This is a genomic window from Simplicispira sp. GW247-4R2A, assembly GCF_059424465.1.
In genome coordinates, this window is sequence record NZ_JBWKZM010000036.1 from 43,507 (window position 1) to 49,784 (window position 6,278).

The following is a 6,278-nucleotide window of genomic DNA, read 5'->3' on the forward strand; positions in this document are numbered from 1 at the left end:
GCGCCTTGTGCCATATGGGCGGCGCCGTATAGGGGTTTGCCTGTAGAGGATTCTAGACCTGCACAGTGCGCGGAAAAACCTGCGCGCGTGTACATGGACGAAGCGCCGGGCGGCTTCCAGAATCCCTCCCATCGCTCTTCTTCCCGCTCGCCAGAGCCTTTGACCACCATGCAGCACGAACCCCATTTCACCAACGCCGCCCTGCTTGCCCGCCGCCATGCGGCCGTGGCACGCGGCGTGGGCCAGACCCACGAGATCTTTGTGCAGAAGGCGCGCAACGCCGAGCTGTGGGACGTGGAGGGCCGCCGCTACATTGACTTTGCCGGTGGCATTGCCGTGCTCAACACCGGCCACCTGCATCCGGGTGTCATCGCGGCTGTGAAAGCGCAGCTCGATCGCTACACCCACACCTGCTTCCAGGTGGTCGCCTACGAACCGTATGTGGAGGTTGCCGAGCGACTGAACGCGTTGGCACCTGGCGATTTCGCCAAAAAGACGCTGCTGCTCACCACTGGCGCCGAAGCCGTGGAAAACGCCGTGAAAATTGCCCGCGCCCACACCCGGCGCCCGGCCGTGATTGCGTTCACCGGTGGCTACCATGGCCGCACCAACTTCACGCTGGGGCTGACTGGCAAGGTGGTGCCGTACAAGACCGGCTTTGGTCCGTTCCCCGCCGAGGTCTACCACGCGCAGTTCCCCAACGCTCTGCACGGCGTGAGCGTCGCGCAGGCCCTGCAATCGGTCGAGCTGCTGTTCAAGAACGATGTCGAGCCCGAGCGTGTCGCGGCTTTCATCATCGAGCCAGTGCAGGGCGAGGGCGGCTTCTATGTGGCGCCAGTGGAATTCATCAGCGGCCTCAAGGCACTGGCCGACCGCTACGGCATCCTGCTGATTGCCGACGAAGTACAGGCCGGCGCCGGCCGCACCGGCACCTGGTTTGCCTGTGAACAATGGCCCGTGGTGCCGGACCTCATTACCACCGCCAAGTCGCTTGCGGGCGGCTTCCCGCTGGCCGGTGTGGTGGGGCGTGCCGAGGTGATGGACGCACCCGCCCCCGGTGGGCTTGGCGGCACCTACGCTGGCAGCCCTGTGGCCTGCGCCGCGGCCCTCGCCGTGTTCGAGGCGTTTGAGCAGGAGCAACTGCTGGCGCGCAGCCGTGCCATGGGCGCGCTGTTGGTCACGCGGCTCAAGGCCTTGGCAGAAAAGCAGCCCAGCATTGGCGATGTGCGGGGACTGGGCGCCATGGTGGCCATTGAGCTGTTCGAAGGCGGTGACGTGCACCGGCCCGATGCCGCGCTGGCGAAAAAAGTGGTGGCCGAGGCGGCGCGCCGGGGCCTCATCTTGCTGTCCTGTGGAACCTATGGCAATGTGATCCGCATCCTCGTGCCGCTGACGGCATCCGACGAGCTGCTGGAAGAAGGCCTGGCGATCCTGGCCGACACCCTGGCGGCACTCGCCTGACGCGCGCGCCCTCTACCCGCATCGATTGCCCAAGCCATGAGCCACGCAGAACCCCTGGTCCGCTTTAGCGGCGTGCAGAAAACCTACGACGGCGTGCAGCTCGTGGTGCGCGCGCTGAACCTCGATATCCAGCGCGGCGAGTTTCTGAGCCTGCTGGGCCCCTCGGGCTCCGGCAAAACCACGACCTTGATGATGTTGGCCGGGTTTGAATCGCCCACGGCGGGCGACATCCTGCTCGATGGCGCGCCCATCACCAGCACGCCGCCGCACAAGCGCAACTTCGGCATGGTGTTTCAAAACTACGCCCTGTTTCCGCACCTCACCGTGGGCCAGAACGTCGCCTACCCGCTGACGGTGCGCAAGGTCTCCAAGGACGACCAGGCCAAGCGCGTGGCCAAGGCGCTCGACATGGTGCGCCTTGTCGGTATGGCCGATCGCCTGCCCTCGCAGCTCTCTGGCGGCCAGCAGCAGCGTGTGGCGCTGGCGCGCGCGCTGGTCTTCAACCCGCAGCTGGTGCTGATGGACGAGCCCCTGGGCGCGCTCGACAAGCAGCTGCGCGAGCACATGCAGATAGAGCTCAAGGAGCTGCACCAGCAGCTCGGCGTGACCTTTGTCTACGTGACGCACGACCAGAGCGAGGCGCTGACCATGAGCGACCGCGTGGCCGTGTTCAACGAGGGCGTGATTCAGCAGCTCGCCGATGTCTCGTCTTTGTACGAAACGCCCTCCAACCGTTTTGTGGCGGGTTTTGTCGGTGACAGCACGGTGCTCGTTGGCAAGCTTGAAATCCGCGCCGGCAGTGCCGCTCTGGTCCTGCCCAATGGGCAGCGCCTCGCCGGCGTCAACGTGAACGCCGCCGCGGACGGCGCACGCGCAGAAGCCTGTGTGCGCCCCGAGCGCATCGTGCTGCACCCCGCATCCAGTGCGCCTGCCGGGCAGGTGCTGCGCGCCACGGTCAGCCGTGCCATCTACCACGGTGACCACCTGCGCCTGATGTGCGATGTGGGCGCCGGCCAGTCTCTTGCCACGGTGCGGCTGGCACTCAGCAGTGTCGGTGCCAGCGCACTGCCGCAACCGGGCGATGCCGTAGGGCTGGAGTTTCCGCCCGAGTCGACGCGCATCTACACCGCGCCTGCGCTCCATTAGCCTTTTATTAGCGCTTTCCCGTTCCGTTCGATAACACCCAAGGAGACACACCATGAAACACAAGAGCCTGATCGCCTGCGCAGCCCTGTCTGCCTGCGTCGCGCTGCCCAGCTTTGCCGAGCAGCCGCTTACCGTCGTGAACTTTGGCGGCGCCAACGCCAACGCCCAGAAGAAGGCGTTCTACGAGCCCTATGAAAAGGCCGGCAACAAGCTCGTGGCGGTTGAATACAACGGCGAACAGGCCAAAATCAAGGCCATGGTCGAGACGAAGAAGATCACGTGGGATGTGGTCGAAGTCGAATCGCCCGACGCGGCACGCGGTTGCGACGAAGGCCTGTTTGAAAAGCTCGACTACAGCAAAATCATCAACAAGGCCGACCTGCAGCCGGCTGCCGTCACCGATTGCGGGGTGGGGATTTTTGTCTGGTCCACCGTCATGGCCTACAACGGCGACAAGCTCAAGACGGCGCCCACCAGCTGGGCCGACTTCTTCGACACCAAGAAGATCCCGGGCAAGCGCGGCATGCGCAAGGGGGCACGCTACAACCTCGAATTTGCCCTGCTGGCCGATGGCGTCAAGCCTGCCGACGTGTACAAGGTGCTGGCCACCAAAGAGGGCGCCGACCGCGCTTTCAAGAAGCTGAGCGAGCTCAAGCCCAACATTCAGTGGTGGGAAGCCGGTGCCCAGGCACCCCAATTTCTCGTCGCGGGTGACGTGGTGCTGACCACGGTCTACAACGGCCGCATCGACGCCGCCAACCGCGAAGGCCGCAACCTCAAGATCTACTGGCCCGGCGGCATCTACGATCTGGACTACTGGGCCATTCCGCGTGGCACGCCCAACAAGGACGCGGCGCTCAAGTTCATCTCGTACACCCTGCAGCCCCAGCAACAGGCGGCGTACGCGCAGAACATTGCCTACGGCCCCGCCAACAACAAGGCGCTGGCCAAGCTCGACAAGAAGGTGCTGGACGACCTGCCGACTTCACCCGCCAACGCCAAGGAAGCCCTGCAGTTCAGCGTGGCTTTCTGGGCCGACCAGGGCGAATCGCTTGAAAAGCGCTTTGCCTCCTGGGCCACGCAGTAATTGCACGGCATTGCGGTGAGCGACACCATGCAGGCAGCTTCAGACGCCATGGCCATGCCCCTCTCTGGGCCAGGGCTGGATGGCACCGACCCCGCCGCCTTGCGCAAGGCTTTGGCGCGCGCGCAACTGCGGCGCAAGTGGCGGGCTTTCAGCCTGACGCTGCCGCTGCTGGTGTTCCTGGTGTTCACCTTGCTGGTGCCGATCGCCGCGCTGCTCATGCGTGCGGTGGAAAACCCGGAAGTCGCCAGTGCGCTGCCGGCGACGATTCCCGTGCTTAAAAAATGGGACCGCCGTGCCGCGCCCCCAGCGGCCGCCTATGCGGCACTGGTGGGCGATTTGGCTCGGCTGCCCGACATCTCCGACGCCGGCGCGCTGGCGCGCAGGTTGAATGCCGAAGTGCCCGGCGCCCGCTCGATGGTGATGGGGGCCTACCGCGGCCTGCCCTTCGAGGGCAACGCCGAAGCCATTAAGCAGCGCCTGCTGGACGCCGACCCGCGCTGGGGCGAGGCGCCGTTCTGGCGCGCCATTGCCAAGAACGGCGCGCGCTGGACGCCCGACTACCTGCTGGCGTCGGTGGACCTGCGCCGCGATGCCATGGGCGACGTGGAGCGCATGCCCGTGGAGCAGCGCGCCTTTGGTGCCATCCTGCTGCGCACTTTCTACATCAGCCTGGTGGTCACGGCCATCTGCCTGCTGCTGGGCTATCCACTGGCCTGGTGGCTGGCGAACTTGCCGCCGCGCCCGGCCAATGTGCTGATGATTCTGGTGCTGGTGCCGTTCTGGACCTCCATCCTGGTGCGCGTGGCCGCGTGGATCGTGCTGCTGCAATCGGAGGGTCTGGTCAACCGGGGTTTGATGGGGCTGGGCATCATTCACGAGCCATTGGCGCTGCTGTTCAACCGCACCGGCGTGGTGATTGCGATGGTGCACATCTTGTTGCCCTTCATGATCTTGCCGCTCTACAGCGTGATGAAAAGCGTGCCTGGCACCTACGTGCGCGCGGCCGTGTCGCTGGGCAGCTCGCCGCTGGCGGCATTCTTCAGGGTGTACGTGCCGCAGACCTACCCGGGCATAGGCGCGGGCGTGCTGCTGGTGTTCATCCTGTCGATCGGCTACTACGTGACCCCCGCGCTGCTGGGCGGCGCGGACGACCAGATGCTCAGCTACTACATCGCGCGCTACACCAACGTGGTGGTGAACTGGGGCATGGCGTCTGCGCTGGGCGCCGTATTGCTGGTCGCGACGCTGCTGCTCTACAGCGTGTACCGGCGCTTTGGCAAGGCCGAGCTCAGTCTGGGTTAGGGCAATGCTGAACAAGCCCCTCACGCGCCGCGCATCCGTCCCTCGGGCGGTCTGCGGCGTTGCCAATCCTCGCCATAGCGGTGGCTATGACTGCGGTTTGCGCCTTGCCTCCCATCCCGACGCACGGCGCGCGTCATCGCGGTGACTTATTCAGCATTGCCTTAGAGAGAGAACGGTGACCATGTTTCTTCGAATGCCTGAATTTCCGCGCTACGCCACCCTGGCCGACAAGATTGGCTGGTGGCTGGTGCGCGCCCTGTGCGTGGCGGTGCTGCTGTTTCTGCTGGCACCCATCCTGGTGATGGTGCCGCTGTCGTTCTCGGACAGTTCTTTCCTTACCTACCCCATCCCCGGCTGGTCGCTCAAGTGGTACCGCAACCTGTTTCAGGCCGAGGAATGGACGCGCGCCACGCGCAACAGCTTTATCGTCGCGCCCTCCGCCACGGTCATTGCCACCGTGCTGGGCACGATGGCGGCCGTGGGCCTCTCGCGCACCGAGTTTCGCTTCAAGGGCCTGCTGATGGCCGTGCTGATTTCGCCCATGGTGGTCCCGCTCATCGTGGTGGGTGTGGCCACCTATTTGTACTTTGCGCCGCTGGGCCTGGCCGATAGCTACCTGGGCCTGATCATCGTGCACGCCGCGCTGGGGGCGCCCTTTGTGCTGACCACCGTGCTGGCGACCCTGGCGGGCTTCAACCACAACCTGGTGCGCGCCTCGCTCAGCCTCGGCGAGACGCCGCTCAGAACCTTCTTTCGCGTGACGCTGCCGGTGATCGCACCGGGCGTCATTTCGGGCGCCTTGTTCGCCTTTGCCACTTCGTTCGACGAAGTGGTGGTCACGCTGTTCCTGGCCGGCGCCGAGCAGACCACGCTGCCGCGCCAGATGTTCACCGGCATTCGCGAAAACATCTCGCCCACCATCGCCGCCGTCGCCACCTTGCTGATCATCTTCACGACCTGTCTGTTGCTGGCGCTGGAGTGGTTGCGCGGCCGGCGCGCCTGAGCGCTCCGGCGCTTGGCCTCTTGTTTGCGTCCATACCTTATTTGTACCTTCTATGACCTCCCCCCTCGCCACCCTCAAAGACCCCAGCCTCCTCAAGACCGACGCCCTCATCAACGGAGAGTGGATCGCCGGCGCCAACCGCTTCGCCGTCCATGACCCGGCCACCGGCGCCAAGCTCACCGAAGTCGCCAACCTCGGCCCGCAGGATGCCCAAGCCGCCATAGCCGCCGCCAACGCTGCCTGGCCGGCCTGGCGCAGCAAAACCGCCAAGGAGCGCAG

Annotated in this window: 6 protein-coding genes; all 6 read left to right on the forward strand. The window is 65.3% G+C overall.

Going from position 1 to position 6,278, the window contains the following annotated elements; genetic code table 11:
- Positions 1-168: 168 nt before the first annotated feature.
- Positions 169-1,461, forward strand: coding sequence for a 4-aminobutyrate--2-oxoglutarate transaminase (gene gabT / locus AC07ZH_RS18885; protein ID WP_495200872.1), 1,293 nt, complete (start codon positions 169-171; stop codon positions 1,459-1,461).
- A 36-nt stretch (positions 1,462-1,497) separates the two neighbouring features.
- Positions 1,498-2,607 carry an ABC transporter ATP-binding protein gene (locus AC07ZH_RS18890; RefSeq protein WP_495200873.1) on the forward strand — a complete coding sequence of 370 codons (1,110 nt, stop codon included), beginning with the start codon at positions 1,498-1,500 and terminating at the stop codon, positions 2,605-2,607.
- A 52-nt stretch (positions 2,608-2,659) separates the two neighbouring features.
- On the forward strand, positions 2,660-3,694 hold the full coding sequence (locus tag AC07ZH_RS18895) for an ABC transporter substrate-binding protein (RefSeq protein WP_495200874.1): 1,035 nt from the start codon (positions 2,660-2,662) through the stop codon (positions 3,692-3,694).
- Positions 3,695-3,742: 48 nt separating this feature from the next.
- Positions 3,743-4,996, forward strand: a complete 1,254-nt coding sequence (locus tag AC07ZH_RS18900) for an ABC transporter permease (RefSeq protein ID WP_119110605.1) — start codon at positions 3,743-3,745, stop codon at positions 4,994-4,996.
- Between the two features lie 181 nt (positions 4,997-5,177).
- Positions 5,178-5,999 (forward strand): ABC transporter permease, encoded by an 822-nt coding sequence (locus AC07ZH_RS18905; protein WP_495200877.1) that lies wholly within the window; start codon positions 5,178-5,180, stop codon positions 5,997-5,999.
- A 52-nt stretch (positions 6,000-6,051) separates the two neighbouring features.
- On the forward strand, positions 6,052-6,278 hold a 227-nt coding region (locus AC07ZH_RS18910), incomplete at its 3' end, for an aldehyde dehydrogenase family protein (protein ID WP_495200875.1).

Excerpts from the sequence above, each read along its gene's own strand:
- gabT (WP_495200872.1), top strand. The coding sequence starts at position 169 with ATGCAGCACGAACCCCATTTCACCAACGCCGCCCTGCTTGCCCGCCGC.
- AC07ZH_RS18890 (WP_495200873.1), top strand. The coding sequence starts at position 1,498 with ATGAGCCACGCAGAACCCCTGGTCCGCTTTAGCGGCGTGCAGAAAACC.
- AC07ZH_RS18895 (WP_495200874.1), top strand. The coding sequence starts at position 2,660 with ATGAAACACAAGAGCCTGATCGCCTGCGCAGCCCTGTCTGCCTGCGTC.
- AC07ZH_RS18900 (WP_119110605.1), top strand. The coding sequence starts at position 3,743 with ATGGCCATGCCCCTCTCTGGGCCAGGGCTGGATGGCACCGACCCCGCC.
- AC07ZH_RS18905 (WP_495200877.1), top strand. The coding sequence starts at position 5,178 with ATGTTTCTTCGAATGCCTGAATTTCCGCGCTACGCCACCCTGGCCGAC.